Origin of the sequence: Terribacillus saccharophilus, from assembly GCF_002272745.1 — a bacterium.
Lineage (GTDB): Bacteria > Bacillota > Bacilli > Bacillales > Amphibacillaceae > Terribacillus > Terribacillus saccharophilus_B.
On sequence record NZ_NPBD01000001.1, the window covers coordinates 234,906 to 250,540 of the forward strand.

General features: G+C 37.5%; 15 protein-coding genes, 1 tRNA gene and 1 pseudogene. 16 read left to right on the forward strand and 1 reads right to left on the reverse strand.

Annotated elements, in window-relative coordinates; all coding sequences use genetic code 11:
• Positions 1–14: 14 nt before the first annotated feature.
• The 8 genes from CHH58_RS18255 (at position 15) to CHH58_RS01175 (ending at position 7,201) form a co-directional block, all read left to right on the forward strand.
• Entirely contained in the window at positions 15–188 is a 174-nt protein-coding gene (locus tag CHH58_RS18255; RefSeq protein ID WP_170937472.1) for a hypothetical protein, read from the forward strand.
• A gap of 245 nt (positions 189–433) precedes the next feature.
• A complete protein-coding gene (locus CHH58_RS01145; RefSeq protein WP_170937473.1) occupies positions 434–844 on the forward strand; it encodes a PTS sugar transporter subunit IIA in 411 nt (136 codons plus the stop codon).
• A 15-nt stretch (positions 845–859) separates the two neighbouring features.
• Positions 860–1,330, forward strand: coding sequence for a PTS sugar transporter subunit IIB (locus tag CHH58_RS01150; RefSeq protein WP_095219434.1), 471 nt, complete (start codon positions 860–862; stop codon positions 1,328–1,330).
• Positions 1,331–1,348: 18 nt separating this feature from the next.
• On the forward strand, positions 1,349–2,098 hold the full coding sequence (locus CHH58_RS01155; protein WP_095261866.1) for a PTS mannose/fructose/sorbose/N-acetylgalactosamine transporter subunit IIC: 750 nt from the start codon (positions 1,349–1,351) through the stop codon (positions 2,096–2,098).
• Positions 2,098–2,943 (forward strand): PTS system mannose/fructose/sorbose family transporter subunit IID, encoded by an 846-nt coding sequence (locus CHH58_RS01160; RefSeq protein ID WP_095229982.1) that lies wholly within the window; start codon positions 2,098–2,100, stop codon positions 2,941–2,943. The genes CHH58_RS01155 and CHH58_RS01160 overlap by 1 nt, the downstream gene beginning before the upstream one ends.
• A gap of 27 nt (positions 2,944–2,970) precedes the next feature.
• Positions 2,971–4,038: an SIS domain-containing protein gene (locus tag CHH58_RS01165; protein WP_095229985.1), complete on the forward strand. Its 1,068-nt coding sequence runs from the start codon at positions 2,971–2,973 to the stop codon at positions 4,036–4,038.
• A gap of 81 nt (positions 4,039–4,119) precedes the next feature.
• A complete protein-coding gene (locus tag CHH58_RS01170; RefSeq protein WP_095261867.1) occupies positions 4,120–6,897 on the forward strand; it encodes a sigma 54-interacting transcriptional regulator in 2,778 nt (925 codons plus the stop codon).
• 19 nt (positions 6,898–6,916) lie between these two features.
• A complete protein-coding gene (locus CHH58_RS01175) occupies positions 6,917–7,201 on the forward strand; it encodes an HPr family phosphocarrier protein (protein ID WP_095261868.1) in 285 nt (94 codons plus the stop codon).
• A gap of 38 nt (positions 7,202–7,239) precedes the next feature.
• Here the strand turns inward: CHH58_RS01175 and rpoN are convergent, their stop codons facing one another.
• Positions 7,240–8,532, reverse strand: a complete 1,293-nt coding sequence (rpoN, locus tag CHH58_RS01180; protein WP_095261869.1) for an RNA polymerase factor sigma-54 — start codon at positions 8,530–8,532, stop codon at positions 7,240–7,242.
• A 275-nt stretch (positions 8,533–8,807) separates the two neighbouring features.
• On the opposite strand from rpoN, the gene CHH58_RS01185 reads away from it, so the two are divergent.
• The 8 genes and pseudogenes from CHH58_RS01185 (at position 8,808) to CHH58_RS01225 (ending at position 15,602) form a co-directional block, all read left to right on the forward strand.
• Positions 8,808–8,880 (forward strand) — tRNA-Val (locus CHH58_RS01185).
• 897 nt (positions 8,881–9,777) lie between these two features.
• Entirely contained in the window at positions 9,778–10,053 is a 276-nt protein-coding gene (locus CHH58_RS01195; RefSeq protein ID WP_095229998.1) for a holin, read from the forward strand.
• A 145-nt stretch (positions 10,054–10,198) separates the two neighbouring features.
• A complete protein-coding gene (locus CHH58_RS01200; protein WP_095261871.1) occupies positions 10,199–10,759 on the forward strand; it encodes a peptidoglycan recognition protein family protein in 561 nt (186 codons plus the stop codon).
• A gap of 52 nt (positions 10,760–10,811) precedes the next feature.
• Positions 10,812–11,320 (forward strand): annotated as a pseudogene (locus CHH58_RS01205) (SAR2788 family putative toxin); the annotation flags it as partial.
• 3 nt (positions 11,321–11,323) lie between these two features.
• Positions 11,324–11,764 carry a hypothetical protein gene (locus CHH58_RS01210; RefSeq protein WP_095261872.1) on the forward strand — a complete coding sequence of 147 codons (441 nt, stop codon included), beginning with the start codon at positions 11,324–11,326 and terminating at the stop codon, positions 11,762–11,764.
• Positions 11,765–12,674: 910 nt separating this feature from the next.
• Positions 12,675–13,436 carry an MBL fold metallo-hydrolase gene (locus CHH58_RS01215; protein WP_095261873.1) on the forward strand — a complete coding sequence of 254 codons (762 nt, stop codon included), beginning with the start codon at positions 12,675–12,677 and terminating at the stop codon, positions 13,434–13,436.
• Positions 13,437–13,853: 417 nt separating this feature from the next.
• On the forward strand, positions 13,854–14,390 hold the full coding sequence (locus CHH58_RS01220) for a GNAT family N-acetyltransferase (RefSeq protein WP_095261874.1): 537 nt from the start codon (positions 13,854–13,856) through the stop codon (positions 14,388–14,390).
• A gap of 39 nt (positions 14,391–14,429) precedes the next feature.
• Positions 14,430–15,602 carry an MFS transporter gene (locus tag CHH58_RS01225; RefSeq protein ID WP_095261875.1) on the forward strand — a complete coding sequence of 391 codons (1,173 nt, stop codon included), beginning with the start codon at positions 14,430–14,432 and terminating at the stop codon, positions 15,600–15,602.
• Positions 15,603–15,635: the final 33 nt, after the last annotated feature.

Below are 15,635 nucleotides of genomic sequence, written 5' to 3' on the forward strand. Positions count from 1 at the left end.
AGAGGATGAGAGCTATGAGCGCAGGAACTTTTCGTAATGGAGAAATAGTAAAAATAAGAGAATCGAATGAATTAGTAACAGTCTTAAAAAGTCATTATGTGAAAAATATGAAAAAATACTCTTATGTAGTCAATAAATATCCCAGTACTTTTTTCTTTGAAGAAGAATTAATGAAGCATGAAGAATAGTGATTAAAGCTGACTTAACTTAAATAATTAGAACCGACCGGCAGCTGCCAGTCGGTTTTTTCTTTTTTGGGGCCCTTGAATTTACTTAGTACTGACAGCTACTCACACACATCCTTCTTAATCCCAAAAGAGAGAGCTGTACTGTGACACAGTAAAATAAATTATCTGAATATAACGTTAATTAAAAAGCAACACACTAATTGGCATGAAACTTGCTTATAAGTTAAGTGAGGAGGTGAATGTGGATGAAAAAGTTCATCATCGCATCACATGGCAATTTAGCAAAGGAACTTAAGAACTCTGTTCATATGATCATGGGAAACACATATGAAATGGATGCTGTATGTATGGATCCCGAGAGAACAATGAAATCGATCAAAGAAGAGATCAGTGAAAAACTGAACAATGAGGATACCAATGCTGAATACATCATTTTAACGGATGTACTCGGTGGAAGTATCGCTAATTTAAGTGCTGAGTTTACCCGTTATTCCCATGTTCATGTTGTAACTGGGTTCAATTTATCGCTCGTATTGGAAATGCTTAGTTTGAAAGATGCGATGTCAACGAAAGATTTGATAGAGCATTGTGTACATCAAGCAAAAAACGGGATTGTGTATGTCAATGAAGTGTTATCTAAAAGTATACCCAAATAGATAGGAGGAACATAAATGATTAAACTTGTAAGAATTGATGATCGACTATTACACGGCCAAGTAGCTTTTGCCTGGTCCCGTCATCTTGATGTAAATACAGTTATTATTGCAAATGATCTAGCGGCAAATGATCCATTAAAGAAGATGACGTTAAATCTAGCCAAAGCACCGGGCAGCACACTATACATCAAAACAGTAACAGAAACCATCGAAATACTTCCAAAATTAGAGGATCCCAAATTTAAAGCATTGATTCTTGTTGATAATTCCAAGGATGCCCTAGCTCTAGTTGAAAGCTATAACGGTATAAAAAGTATTAATCTTGGCGGGATGCGGATGGCTGAGGGTAAGAAACTAATTTCCAGAGCTATCGCTGTAGATGAAAACGATAAAGAAAATCTGAACGAAATAATCAGCCGCGGGATAGAAGTGGAAATCCGGCAGGTCCCAACTGATAGTAAAAAATTATTTGAATCTGTCGTGTAAATGGGAGGGGGAAATCCTATGATATTAGAAGCCATACTAATCGGGTTGCTCGGAGCGATTGGGATTTTAGATGGAAGAATATTTGGGCAGATGATGTTTGAACGTCCACTTGTCATGGGGCCGTTGGTAGGAATAGTACTGGGAGACTTCACTACCGGAATCATTGTCGGAGCTACATTAGAGCTGGTATGGATGGGGATCGTTGGTGTTGGATCAGCAACACCACCTGACGTAACAACTGGAGGTATCTTAGGAACGGCTTTTGCCATTATGACGGACAGCGGAGCTGAGGTTGCCTTAGCATTGGCGGTTCCTATTGCCATTCTTGCTCAATCTCTAGGAATCCTCGTACGGACAATTAACACTTCTTTTATACATCGTGCAGATAAATATGCCGAAGAAGGAAATGCAAGAAAAATTGTACTGATGCACTGGCTTGCAGTGGGACTATTTTTCCTTAACGGTTTTGTTCCGAACTTCTTGGGGATTCTTTTAGGTTCTGAAGTAGTCGAGGGCATCGTCAATGCTATTCCTCAAACGATCACCGAAGGGCTGCAAGTTGCAGCGAATATGTTCCCAGCACTCGGTTTTGCACTCTTGCTTCAAATGACATTCACTAAAAAATTATCGCCTTTCTATTTTCTCGGCTTTGGTTTAGCTGTCTTTTTCGGACTCGATATCACACCTGTTGCTGTAATTGGAGCCATTATTGCAGTCGTTATCTATCAGCTTATGCCAACAGATAAGGACAAGGAGGTGCTTCTCTAATGGAGGAACAGCAAATAAATCACCAAGTGAGTGCTGATCAAGATCAAATAGTAGATAAAAAAACATTAAGAAGGGTCTTTTGGAGATCTTTTCACCTACAAGGATCATTCAACTATGAGCGGATGCAGGCTTTAGGCTATCTGTATGCGATGATTCCTATACTATTAAAGCTCTATCCGAAGAAGAGTGATTTGGCCGCAGCCTTAAAAAGGCATTTGGAGTTTTTCAATACTACTCCTGCTGTTTCCAGTTTCGTCATGGGAATCTCAACGGCAATGGAAGAAAAGAATGCAAGGGAAAAAGGAGTTTTCGATTCTTCTTCTATTAACGCGATAAAGGTAGCCTTGATGGGACCGTTAGCCGGTATTGGTGACTCTTTCTTCTGGGGAACTTTTCGTGTTATTGCAGCTGGTATTGGAATATCGCTTGCCAGTCAAGGAAACATTCTTGGAGCGATTCTCTTCCTGGTACTCTACAATATCCCTCACTTTTTCTTACGTTACAAAGGTACGTTTTGGGGTTATAACCAGGGAACTACGCTTCTAAGTTCTTTATATGAAAAGGGAAATATGGAAAAAGTCTCATATTGTGCGGGCATACTTGGATTGATCGTAATAGGTGCTATGACCGGTACACTGGTACAATTTACAACTCCATTGGAAATCAGCATTCAGGGAGCAACTGTTAACTTACAGGAAACACTAGATCAAATCATGCCAAATATCTTGCCGCTTGGACTTACCCTGCTACTATTTTTGATGCTGAAAAAAGGTGTCAAAGTGAACTATATAATGATTGGTATCATTGCTGTTGGTATTTTAGGTAAATGGGCTGGAATTCTATAAAATTTATAATTTGAAAGGGGAAGCATTATGCAAACAAATCTAATGAATCAATTTATCCATGAGGAAAAGGAAGTTCTCACATCTATCTTACAAGGGAAGGAAGATATTATTGGGGACAGTTTGCAAGCTTATACAAATAACGAAATCGAGAACGTTTATGTGATAGGTTCCGGAACTTCCTATCATGCAGCATTAGTGGCGAAAGATACGATATCAAGATTGCTAAATAAACAGGTATTTGTTATGTATCCAACACATTTCGAGCGGGAGCAGCTGCATTTAGGCGGAAAACAGCTTGTAATTGGTATCTCTCAAGGCGGCAGGAGCCTATCGACAATTCATGGAATTGAGAAAGCAAAGCAATGGGGTTTTCCTACTATCGGAATTTCCGAGTATGCAGAAAGTGATTTAGCAGGCACAGTTGACTATTTTATTCCTTTATCCATCGGTTCGGTTGAGAAAGCAGGAGCTAAGACAAAAGGATATGTTGGGACGATTCTTACTTTGATTCTTTTCGCCATGCAGGCTTCAGGGCAGCAAGATAAACAATTGTTAGATAGCCTGCAAACTACTTTCACCAGCCTTGATACTTTGGCTCATGCTTCGGAAGAATGGTATCAAAAGATTAAGGATGATTTCTATCATGCGAGGGATATTGCTGTGATAGGATATGGCACAAATTATGCTACAGCTCTTGAAGGGGCATTGAAACTCCTGGAAACTGCAAGAGTTCCTGTAGTCGGTTATGAAATGGAAGAGTACATGCACGGCGTTTATAACTGTATTAGCTCAGACAGCTTCATTATATTTTTGGCCTCAGAGCACAAAGATAAGGAAAGGCTGCTCAATATGAAAGAGTTCTTGGGAAATATAACTGATCATTGTTACGTGATAGGTAAAGTTGGTACCTTTGAAGCTTCTGATCAGGATTTAGCCTTTGCCTTCCAAGAGCAGGAAGACTTCTCTGCCTTCGAGTATATAGTGCCGCTTCAAATCTTATCATCGTTGTTATCTGCTGATAAAGGAATAGATGCAGCAATTCCGAAGTTCCCTAATTTCCATACAATGATGGGAAGTAAGGTGGCTAACGTCTAAATAATTTCTAACTATTAAGAAAATTATAGATATAATATAAAGGTAGAGTTTCAGTAGGTCGGATAGGGAGATGAATTCGATATGATAAAAGATAACATAATCCAACAAATCTTACATCTGTCTGCTAATCTGCCAGATCAACATAGAGACCAGATTGGAATTGATGCAAGTCAAATTGCAGCATTGATGCAGATAAGTAGAAGTGCTGCAAGCAGGTATTTAAACGAACTTAATCGTTCTGGCGATATGGTTAAGGTTAACACTAGGCCAGTTTATTTTCACATGAAGAGACACTTGGAAGATCACTACAAAAAGTCTGTCGCCCAAACAAGCTTTTCAAGTTACGAAGAGTTATTTCACTATTTGCGTAAGGAAGATACCAATAAAAAGGATTCTTACTCTGTATTTATCGGTGCAGAAGGAAGCTTGTCCACTCAAATAGAGCAATTAAAAGCAGCTATAAGTTATCCTCCAAGAGGACTTCCAATCATGATTGCTGGAGAAACAGGTGTAGGAAAAAGCAATTTGGCGCGATTAACGTATGAATACGCATTGGAAAGCAATCTCATTGCTCCTGAGAGTCCTTTCCTTACAATGAACTGTGCGGAATTCGCAGATAATCCAGAGTTAGTCACAGCTAATCTCTTTGGTTATGTTAGCGGAGCATTTACCGGCGCTGTGAAAGATACAAAAGGCATTATCGAGGCCGCAGATGGGGGCATTCTCTTCTTAGATGAGGTACATCGATTATCTGCGGAAGGACAGGAGAAGTTGTTCTTGTTCATGGACCAAGGTGTTTTTCACCCATTAGGGGATAATCAAAAGTGGAAGAGATCAGATGTAAGACTTCTATTTGCAACTACAGAAGGAATAGAAGAAACTTTTCTGCCTACTTTCATTAGAAGAATTCCGATTATCACATCGATTCCTCCATTAAGGGAACGATCTGACGATGAGAAGTTTCGCTTAATTCACCTTTTCTATGAAAAAGAGAGCAGGAATATTGGTGTTAAATTAAGTATCCAGCATGATGTCATCCGAGCACTGATGGCCTATCGTCCCAAAGGAAATGTAGGAGAGTTAAAGAATGTAATTACAACCTCTTGTGCGAAAGCTTATCAGGAATCTATTTTAGTAGTAGATGATGGGATCCATATTCAACAACGTCATTTGCCTAAGGAAATTGTCGAGTATTATCTACTCAATAAACAAAAACATGTACTGGAACTGCCGGATGAATCTATATCCATACATCCGGCAGTAAAGATTGTAAATGATTTTCCCTTTTTGAACCAAGCAACAGGTAAATTGAATGGTATATACCAGTCGCTTATAGAACAATTTGCGAGTAACGCGGATCTTGAGGATGATATCTCAGAGCTCACTATCCTTGTCAATCAGGAAATTGATCGAATCATGTACAGCAATCAAAAAGTAGTTGGGGAGGTAGAATTTCTTAGTCTAAAACAACTGATCACTACTTACATGGAGTATAGACCGGTTGAAAAATCGATTTTCTTTCCGGGAAGCTTTATTATCGGGCTAACACATTATCTGTTCGAAGCCTGTAGCTCAGCTCTTCCAGCTACAGAAGAGGGCACTACCAAACAGGTGCTGGATGGCGTCCGATTATTGCTGCCGGATGAAGTGACCTACGCGAATAGGATAGTCAACAAAATTAGGGATACCTTTGATGTATACGTTAACAAGCTGGATATTGCTGTTATTGCTTTATATCTATCTGGGTTAAAGAAAAATAAGAGATCTGACAGAATCAGGTCGGTCATAGTTTCACATGGTTTTGCGACAGCCAGCAGTATAGCTCATGTAGCGAACAGCGTACTTGGCGAGAACATATTCGAAGCTTTCGATATGCCATTAGATGTGTCTCCTTTTGATATCATTCATAAAATAGAGGATTATATGGAAGCTATTGATACGACTAACGGTGTCATTTTTCTTGTTGATATGGGCTCACTTACAGACTTGCAAAACCATTTGCAACCTCAGGGTACAGGTCCTATTGGTTTATTAAATAATATTACAACATCCATGGCAATTGAAGTTGGAGAATCCATTTTGCGTGAAGATAAGATAGAGCAAATTCTTAAGCGTGTTACAGCATCTATCAAACCTACCTACAAACTAATCAAGGATGAGCAAAACAAGACCAATGCTATCATCACAACGTGTGGTACGGGTATGGGAACTGCAGTGAAAATTAAAGAACTCCTCATGAAAGGTATTGGCAACACGAGAAAAATCACAGTACTTCCCTATGATTTCTTGAGCTTAAAAAATAATGGGCTTAAGGAACATGTCTTTACTAGTTACAATGTTCTTGGTATTGTGGGTACCTTAGATCCAAAGGTACCGAATATTCCCTTTGTAGCTATGGAAGACATAATCTCAGAGAAAGACACGAATAAACTGAATGAAATATTTCGTGGGATACTCCCTCCTGCAAAAATTGAAGAATTGAATGAAACAATGCTAAAGCTTTTCTCTCTGGAAAGTGTAATTAATCATCTCACAATTCTTAATCCTGACAAGCTCATTGATAATCTTAGCGACATCCTCGGAAGAATTCAGCAAGAATTAAACATCACGTTCTCAAATCCTACTTTAATGAGTCTGTATATTCATATGAGTTGTCTCGTTGAACGGCTCGTCAAGAAAAGTCCTATTGAATATTACTCTGATATGGAGCAATTTGGTGAAGAACATAAAACGTTCGTGCATCTTATGAAGCGTATTTTCTATAGAATCGAAGAGAACTACGGTGTAGAAATTCCCTTATCGGAGATTGGATATATTTATGACATTATAAAAATCAGAAACGAATCCTTTGTTTATTGATAGAAGAGAGGGAGATAGTATGTTCTTAGAGAAATTTAGAATTACAGATATAATGGGTATTCATGCCCGGCCTGCAACAAAGCTAGTTCAAACAGCAAATAAATTTAAATCTAATATTTATCTTGGTTTTGAGGAGACACAAGTCAATATGAAATCTATAACTGGTATCATGACTCTTGGAATAGCGAATGGGATGATTGTTGAAGTTATGGCAGAAGGGGAGGATGAGAGGGAAGCGCTGCAGACTTTATGTGAGTTATTTGAAAAAGAATGTATAGGAGTAGCAGCGGAAGCTATAAGTTAAATCTAATGAAAGCATCAAGAGTCATCTCTTTGATGCTTTCATTTTTTTTTTCGATTTCTTGAATCCTCAAACCCTAATTCCATTCGATATTTCGCGACTGTTCTCCTGGATATGGCAATGGAATGCTTCTGGAGTAGGGTTGCAATTTTCTGATCTGATAAAGGTGAGGATTTCCTCTCTTTATCGATAATTTCTTTAATCTCTTTCTTAATCTTATAGACGGAATGATATGCATCTGTGCTTGTGCCAGAGACCCCTCTGGAGAAGAGTTGTTTGAATGTAAAGACTCCAAGTGGGGTCTGTATGTACTTATTGCTAGTTGCTCTGCTGACGGTTGATTCATGGACGTTCGCGGCAATTGCAATATTTTTCAGTGTCATGGACTTTAAGCTGATTGTACCTTCTTTAAGGAAATCTGGCTGGAACGCAAGTATCTCCTTCGTTATGTTGTAGAGAGTTTGTTGCCTTTGCTCCAGTCCTCTAATCAACTGATTGGCTTTATACATACTGTCCTTGGCGTATCGTTTTACTTCATTTGAAGAGTCGGTATGAAGCATGGCAGAGAAGGAAGAATCAAGTTGTACCGCTCGCAAGTGTGTTTGATTCACAATAATGCTGATTCCGCTGTCTGTTTGTTTAAGAATTACATCTGCTGCAATATATGGAGTAGGTTTCGTTTTGAAATTCATCGCTGGATAGGGATGTAGTGATTTGATTTGCAATTCTGTTTCGTAGATATCTGATGATTCCACACCCAGAATGGTTGAAAGTAATTCGTATTCTCTTTCTGCTAGTAGCCCTAGATGTTCGTCGACAATCTTATAAGCAAGGGAATTAGGACTCTTAATTTGTAGAAGCAAGCATTCGCGTAAGCTTCTAGCACCAACTCCAGGAGGATCTAAGCTTTGTAGTATAGTGATTGCTTCATTTAATTGGTTGTCATCGATACAAAGTGCTGTCATCGCATGAATACTATCCAGAACAAGATAACCCTTATCATCTATATTTCCTACTAGATAATGTAAAGCAGCTCTTAAATCAGGTGTAATAGATAATAGGGAAATTTGGTGGTCCAGGTGCTCTGTCAAAGATTCTTCTGATACCATCCAGTCGTATGTAGTAGATGCAGCAGAAACATTAGACCAGCCAGGTTCCCGCTCCTTGGAAGGAGCTACCTCTAATTGAAGGGCAGGATTGGTTTGAATCTGGTCCAATATGTATTCGTTAAGCTCAGCAGATGAAAACTGTAATATAGAAATGGATTGCCGAAGAGAAGGAGTTAGACTCAGGGTTTGTTGCTGCTTTTGACTGAGATTTACATGCAAATGCATTAAAACCACCCCTAATTGATTGATAATTCTAATTTTACACAGGTGAACTTAAGAAGGCTATATATAGCTGAACAAAAAACTATGTGCGTAAAAGGACTTTTATCTTTTAGATATTACTATTGGTGGAACTTGTTTTCGTAAAGGTCGACTTTGTATATATAACTTTCTTTTTAATGGAATTAAATCAATCAAATTAGTTGAAAAGACTTTTCCTAAAAGCGTTGACAAGGCTCTAGATCTTTAATAAAATAATACAAGACGTTACATTACATATCGATTCCGTAGCTCAGTTGGGAGAGCATTACCTTGACAGGGTAGGGGTCGCTGGTTCGAGTCCAGTCGGAATCACTAACTAAAACCTTAGAGCCGCAATGGTTCTAGGGTTTTTCTATGTTCCTTTAGAAATAAGAACACTAATATGACCGTTTGTCGACCAATTTAAGAAGGTTTGTATTTTTGTAACTGATTTATAGTTTGCTCCCGTCTCTTTGCAGTGAATTTTGAGCTTGTGTGTCGAGCTTGTTTAGAAATAGATAAAAGGTTTACGTCGTCTTCTTCCATAAGAAGGGCAACCATTGTATGCCGGAAATCGTGGTGTAACCTATTTTTCTTTACATTGTGCTTTGCTCGAATTTTCCTCCACTTCTTAGAAGGGCTGTCGGGATAGAGGTGATTACCAAACCTATCATGATAAAGGTATTCTTTATCCCCGCATTGCCAGGGGTCTCCAGCCAGTATTTTCTCTTTCAACCAATGGCGTCTGTATTCTTTCAGCATATCAGTTACAAACTTTGGAATTGTGATTGTTGCTGCTGAGGCTTCGGAATAACAATCCTGCGTTCATGATCTTGCACAACCTCATTCATGGTTTAGTTCACCTCCGATGGTTCCGGCATTTTCTTCTCCCCCATTTAATCTCTTTTTCAACTTTTTTCACCTCTCGAAAAGAACTTCGAGGAAATGAGAACGGAATGCTTAAAAGAAAATACAGTGCTGGCTGAAGGAAGAGAGCAGCGTGCAATTATTAGTCAGGTAATCCAGTATTCATTCGATGATCGGAAGCATAAGCGTGAGAACACAACAAAGTTGAAGCAACTAACTTGGACAACCTTATCCAGTATCTAGGGACTGGCGGGGTTGTCTTTTTAATTATCCAATGGATCTTGGGACATTTCTAAAAAAGAAGGAGAACCATGTAGTGCAGCTAGAAATTAATAAGAATAACTACAGGAGAGGTGATGAAATATGGAAGAGGTAATGACCTTTGCTTCAATCATTAGCCCTGTTGTAATTGCTTTAGTACAGCTAGTAAAAAAGACAGTCACAGTGAACAAGAGATATCTGCCATTGATTAGCTTATTAACAGGTCTGCTTGTGGGTTTCCTAGCATGGCCATTTACTGAATTAGATGTAGTTTTACGCTTATGGGCAGGGGGATTCGCTGGCCTGGCAGCATCAGGTTTGTATTCGTTAGGTAAGAGAACTATTTCACATAACAATAATAATGATAAGGCTGCCTAGTGGCGGCCTTTTTTAATGGGGAGGATATAAGATGGCTATTAAAGATAGATAAGTACACTCACTATTGAGCAGAAATACATTACAAACAAAGTTGCGCATCCGAGGAAGAAACTAACAGGTGGTAAACTAAGCTTCGTAGTGTCACATGAAACAGCAAACAATAGTGCTGATGCTGATCCATTACCGTTATTTTCAAGGGACAAAAATAGCTGCTTCCGCTCATACGTTTATTGATGATAACACTATATTGGAAATCATCCCATTGGACGAAGTTGCTTATCATGTTCAATACAAAAACCGATTGATAATCGTATGTTCGGAGATGATGCCAATGATGATGCTATCGGTATTGAACTATGGCCGGACAGGTAATTTCGCTAAAGCATATGACCGTTTCGTCTGGTATCATGCTTATCTGTGTAAGAAGTTTGGTATTGATCCGGGCAAACGTATTGTGTCTCATGAAACTCTAGATCCAGAGCGACGAAGCGATTCGGAAAGCTGGTTGAACCCAAACGGTGTTACGTGGTCTGACTTCATTTCTGACGTTAAATCTTATGTCAATGGATGGGAAGGCGATGCTAAGGTTAAGATCAAGCAACCGGCCAAGACAGCTTCAGCTGTTGCTTCAAATCTAGAGAAAGTGCTTCGTAAAGGCAGCTCAGGAGAAGCTATAGAGGTATCTTTGGAAGCGGCACAGAAGTAGCGGTAAGCTCAAAGGTTTAACTGTAGATTGGTTTTGTAGGGCCTGTGAAGTAATTGATGAAAATGGCGAGTCAATTTATCAAAATTATGACGTAATTGTGCATGATGTTGAAGGTGATAAGTTTATTGCAACTTTCATAGATACTGAATCTGGAGATATGGTAGAAGTTGATACTACTCAAATGACGGCATCAGCCCTACCAATCATTATTGTGGCAGCTGTAGCAAGGTATGGTATCAGCTATGCAATTAAAAAGTACGGTAAGAAAGCTGCACAAAATGCTGTGAAATCTAAAAGTTATGGTAAAGTACTTACATCTGTTAGTAGATTAGATGCTAATAAAAGAAAACATATCCTTGCAGGTAAACATAATTGGAGTAAGGTAACAGGTAACAATTGGAGTGATGTCTCTAAAGTAATGTCTCGCATATGCGTCATGGTAAAGAGAGTGCGTATAAAAAAGTCCGTAAAAAGATTATGAAAATGAGTGGGAAAACTGTTACAGTTACTTTTACAAGGAAGATTGGAAAAGTATACATTAGTAATGGGTGGGTAAGCTAACATATGTCTAATAACTTCAAAGAGCTAATATTAAAAGGCAAATTTGATGAAGCGAAAAAATTTGCGAGGAACTTATCACTTGAGAAACTTGATGGCGAATTAACGGAAATTGCTTTCGATCAACCTAGTATGTCTATCTACACTTTTATAATGGGTTTAATTATTGAAGAAGAAAAAGTAGAACTGCACGAGATTGCTTTTGATATGCTGGTTAATCCACTTTGCCATATTGAAGGTGCTTATTATGCCGCACTTTATCACGCAAGGCGTTGTATTGAATTGGCTGATCAACAAGAGTTGGCAGAGTATCTATCTTACTTGTTATTCTTGCATGATGTACCGGATAAGGTTGTCAGTGAAGATGAAGCACTTGCTACAGCTAATAGAATTATAGAATTAGATTCTGATAATGAAGTAGCTAAAGAATTTTTAGCAGAAAATTAAATGTTAAAGCCCTCCTAATTGAGGGCTTTTTTATATGATTTACTATCTATAATCGGGTATTCGCCAAATATGATTGAAGCATGATCCATATACATACCCTCAAACATTTCTCTTTCTTGCTCTGTAAACCTCAAAAATCTGTAATCCCCTCTAAAGCCCTTTCTAGGTCATAACCTTCCTCATGAACAATGAAATCATAAACTACCTTTTGTCTAACTAACAGATACTCTGGATACATGAATGGTCTAATACTATTTTCTCCTCCTTTTACTCATATAATCGTATTAAAGCATAAAAAGGTGGGATGAAAATTAATAAAAAGACCTTAGGCGTATGGGCTTTTTGTCATTATTTGGTCGTCTCTACTTCTTCGATAACTCCTGATCCGTTCTACTTCCTAGAGATCTTCTTTAAGAAACAAGTTTCGTTACAGAAAGCTTCCTTAATAAGAGGGTCTTCTAATCGACAATCCTTCCTTGTTGTAGAATTCTATCTTTGTTTGTTTTACGTCCATATTAGACAAGTTCTTTCCAAGTAAAATCCAAATTGTTTAATGAAGTACTTATTGATAACTTCTGCGGAGCATCTAACTGTAGCTTTTCTATATGGTGAGAAGGGGAGTTGCAACTCCTCTCTCTCAGAACAAGCATTGTATTGAATACATGCTGAAAACTTAGTTTTGAGTAAAGTTCAAATGCATCGACAAGTATAGTGAGTAAATGTAAATCACTTACAAGGAAAAGGCGTTTTTTAATTTTTGGATTATATGAGAATATACTCGACACCAGTGGGTAATTCACTTGAATAATTAAAGTGGATTGCAGTAAAGACTTTATTTAATCTATGTATTTATGAACTGATACCATCTAAACTTAACTTATACAAAATTCGATTTAAAGGAGAATTATTTATGAATATAAAACTAATTCGTAATGCAACACTTGTTGTGGAATATGCGGGGAAAAAAATCTTGGTTGATCCTATGCTGGCTGAAAAAGGAGCATATCCTCCATTCCCTAATGCTGCAAGACAAGATCAAAATAACCCGACAATGGAACTGCCATTTTCCGTTGAAGAGATTATTAAGGATATTGATGCGGTAATCGTAACACATTTGCATATCGATCATTGGGATGATGCTGCAAAAGAGGTATTGCCTAAAGACATTAAATTGTACGCACAAAACGAAGAAGATGCAGAACAGATTCGTAAGGATGGCTTCCAAAACGTAGAGGTGCTTACAAATGAGACAGTTTTCGAAGGCATACAGATGAGCAAGACAAAAGGTGAACATGGCAGAGGGGAAATCCTCAACATGACTGGTCTTGTCAGTGGTGTTGTTTTAAAACATCAAGATGAAAAATCATTGTATATTGCGGGAGACACTGTTTGGTATGAAGGTGTACAAGAAGAAATTGAAAAACATAAACCTGAAGTTATTGTCTTAAATGCAGGCGCTAATCAATTCTTTGAAGGTGGACCTATTGTGATGGATAAAGACGATGTTCATGAAGTATTCAAAGCTGCGCCAAGGTCTGAGATTATTTGTGTTCACATGGAAGCTGCTAATCACTGGGGCTTATCCAGAGTGGATTTGAAAGATTTCGTCAATGATAAAGGGATTTCTTCAAATGTGTTTGTACCTAATGATGGAGAATCAATTTCTTTTTAAACCTTAAGTACAATAGTACCTGGATTAATTAAAGTTTTATGAAAAGCCCTTTAAGTTTATAAAGGGCTTTTCGTACTTTAAAGAATATAGTCGTATCGATTATATTTATCCGCTCTGATCAAGATCCTATTCTATCTACCCTTATTTTCAGAAGAAAAAGTGAAAATGTAGGTTTAAAATCATTTTATTTCACGTCCGACATCTAATGGGTCAATCCCTTTTGAAGTTACCTTTCTTTGGTACTTGAGTGATGAGTTTGATATCGTTCTATGTCATTAAACGTCTTACAAAAAAACAGAAAAACATCAAGGTCATCTGTTAGCAGAATAGTGCTTTTAATAAGCTTTCCTTAATAAAAGAGTTCATTTTTTACAGGTGTACGATCCTGAGCATAAATAGAGATAGGGGAGACAAGATATGGCTTTAGAATTAAAGAAAGTTAATGAAGAGAATATGGAAGGGATTAAAAAAATCTACAACGATTCGTTCCCTATAGAAGAGATGGTTCCATTTAATAAATTGGTATCTATTAGTAATGATACCGATCACCTATTTTATGGATTGTATGATGACTCTACACTTGTTGGAATGAACTATCTTATCGTTAAAAAAGATATGCTTTATGTCTTGTATTTGGCAATTAGCAATGATTATCAAAATAAAGGATACGGACAAATGGCTATCAATGAGATACTAAAGAAATATTCTAGCTACCGTATTAGTCTAAATATCGAGGAAGTTTATCCCGAAAGCCTTAACTATAATCAACGAGTAAAAAGAAAGAATTTTTATCAATTTTTTGGGTTTGAGTCTCAAGATTATTTAATTTCAAATGAAGGTGTAACCTTTGAAACCATGGTAATAAACGGTGATGTATCCCATCAAGAGATTCGCGAGATATTTGATGAATTAATAGAACATAAATTAGCTTGGAACAGAGAATTAAATAAATAGTAAAAAATCTCATTATAGATTAAGGAAGGAGGGTAATAAATGACTACAAATAAGATTTGGACAAAAGATTTCATTAATCTTTCAGCTATGAACTTCTTTTTAATACTAGTCTATTTTCTTTTAAATGCTACGATCACCACTTATGCAGTTAATGAGTTTGATGCTACAGCAGGAGAGTCTGGTTTAATAGCAGGTATCTTTATTATTGGGGCATTAGTAGGTCGGATAATTACAGGTCGTCTAGTTTTATCCAAAAAGATATTAATGTTTGGATTATTCTTCTTTATACTAACTGTATTACTTTATTTCCTTAACTTAGGAATTTACTTTCTGATGCTAACCAGATTTCTAAACGGAATATCGGTGGGTATAGCTACAACTATAGTTGGAACAGTTGTAGCGCTTGTTATTCCCAACTCTCGAAGGGGGGAAGGGATTAGTTATTTTGCAGTTAGTACTGCACTTGCTACAGGTATAGGCCCATTTATTGGTCTTCTTCTAACTCAAAATGGTAACTACAATCTAATATTTTTATTTAGTTTAGTGCTTGGGTGTATCATTTTAGGGACATCTTTTATAATAAATGTTCCACAAGTGCCTCTAGAAAGTAACGTAGAAAAGAAATCAGTTTTCACTAATTTTATTGATTACAAAACAATACCTATTGCGATAATCCTTTTTATCATGACATTTTCATTTTCCAGCATTCTCTCTTATATTAACCTGTATGCAACGGAAATGAATTTAGTAAGCACAGCAAGTTTCTTTTTTATGGTATATACAGCATCGGTCCTGATATCACGACCATTTACAGGGCGATTAGTGGATAGAAAAGGCGCAAATATTATTATGTATCCAGCTATTGTTCTTTTTGGGCTTGGCATGATTCTGCTTAGCTTCACCGAGAGTAGTATGACTTTGCTATTATCTGGAGTATTGGTTGGACTGGGTTTTGGTAATATAGCTTCAATAACCCAAACGGTTGCGATTAGTCAAGCTACGCCACAACGTGTAGGTATGGCAACGGCCACTTTCATGATTTTTTATGATTTAGGAAATGGGTTTGGTCCAACCCTTCTTGGAGGGATAATACCTTTCACTGGCTATAGTGGTATGTATCAAATTCTAGCGGTCATTATTTTCTTATCATTAATCTTGTATTACTTTTTACATGGTAGAAAAGCAGGCATTAGACAAAAACAGGCAGTATAAAAAAACAGGGTTTCCAGTTAATTTTGGATGCCC

Excerpts from the sequence above, each read along its gene's own strand:
- rpoN (WP_095261869.1), bottom strand. The coding sequence starts at position 8,532 with ATGCATTTGCATGTAAATCTCAGTCAAAAGCAGCAACAAACCCTGAGT.
- CHH58_RS01175 (WP_095261868.1), top strand. The coding sequence starts at position 6,917 with ATGTTCTTAGAGAAATTTAGAATTACAGATATAATGGGTATTCATGCC.
- CHH58_RS01165 (WP_095229985.1), top strand. The coding sequence starts at position 2,971 with ATGCAAACAAATCTAATGAATCAATTTATCCATGAGGAAAAGGAAGTT.
- CHH58_RS01170 (WP_095261867.1), top strand. The coding sequence starts at position 4,120 with ATGATAAAAGATAACATAATCCAACAAATCTTACATCTGTCTGCTAAT.
- CHH58_RS18255 (WP_170937472.1), top strand. The coding sequence starts at position 15 with ATGAGCGCAGGAACTTTTCGTAATGGAGAAATAGTAAAAATAAGAGAA.
- CHH58_RS01160 (WP_095229982.1), top strand. The coding sequence starts at position 2,098 with ATGGAGGAACAGCAAATAAATCACCAAGTGAGTGCTGATCAAGATCAA.
- CHH58_RS01220 (WP_095261874.1), top strand. The coding sequence starts at position 13,854 with ATGGCTTTAGAATTAAAGAAAGTTAATGAAGAGAATATGGAAGGGATT.
- CHH58_RS01210 (WP_095261872.1), top strand. The coding sequence starts at position 11,324 with ATGTCTAATAACTTCAAAGAGCTAATATTAAAAGGCAAATTTGATGAA.
- CHH58_RS01195 (WP_095229998.1), top strand. The coding sequence starts at position 9,778 with ATGGAAGAGGTAATGACCTTTGCTTCAATCATTAGCCCTGTTGTAATT.
- CHH58_RS01200 (WP_095261871.1), top strand. The coding sequence starts at position 10,199 with ATGAAACAGCAAACAATAGTGCTGATGCTGATCCATTACCGTTATTTT.
- CHH58_RS01150 (WP_095219434.1), top strand. The coding sequence starts at position 860 with ATGATTAAACTTGTAAGAATTGATGATCGACTATTACACGGCCAAGTA.
- CHH58_RS01225 (WP_095261875.1), top strand. The coding sequence starts at position 14,430 with ATGACTACAAATAAGATTTGGACAAAAGATTTCATTAATCTTTCAGCT.
- CHH58_RS01215 (WP_095261873.1), top strand. The coding sequence starts at position 12,675 with ATGAATATAAAACTAATTCGTAATGCAACACTTGTTGTGGAATATGCG.
- CHH58_RS01145 (WP_170937473.1), top strand. The coding sequence starts at position 434 with ATGAAAAAGTTCATCATCGCATCACATGGCAATTTAGCAAAGGAACTT.
- CHH58_RS01155 (WP_095261866.1), top strand. The coding sequence starts at position 1,349 with ATGATATTAGAAGCCATACTAATCGGGTTGCTCGGAGCGATTGGGATT.